This is a genomic window from Microbacterium sp., from assembly GCF_031988965.1.
Classification (GTDB): domain Bacteria; phylum Actinomycetota; class Actinomycetes; order Actinomycetales; family Microbacteriaceae; genus Microbacterium.
This window is the reverse complement of sequence record NZ_DALZXX010000207.1, coordinates 3,462-3,765: the sequence shown is the minus strand read 5'-3', so window position 1 is coordinate 3,765 and position 304 is coordinate 3,462. Positions and strand designations below refer to the sequence as shown.

Annotated in this window: 1 pseudogene; it reads right to left on the bottom strand. The window is 66.4% G+C overall.

The features are described 5' to 3' along the window. Positions 1-262, bottom strand: a pseudogene (locus tag RTM68_RS17595) (ABC transporter permease); the annotation flags it as partial. Positions 263-304 lie beyond the last annotated feature (42 nt).

The following is a 304-nucleotide window of genomic DNA, read 5'->3' as shown; positions in this document are numbered from 1 at the left end:
GCCCGATCCACTTCGGCGGCTGGAAGATGTTGTACTTCGTGAAGGACAGGTACAGGGAGTACACCATCGGCACACCCGTCAGACCGAAGAAGCCGATCAGCCAGGGTGTCAGGAATGCGTAGCCTGTCGCCGTCTCACGGCGCAGCCGGGCCTTCTGACCCGGGCGGTCGAGCTCGTTCTCGGGGCGGCGGCCGCTGCGCAGCGCCCTCCCGCGCCCGGACTTCTTGCCCGTGACGATCGTCCTCGTCGCCGTCGTGCTCATGACAGCTACGAGGACGATCGTCACGGGCAAGAAGTCCGGGCG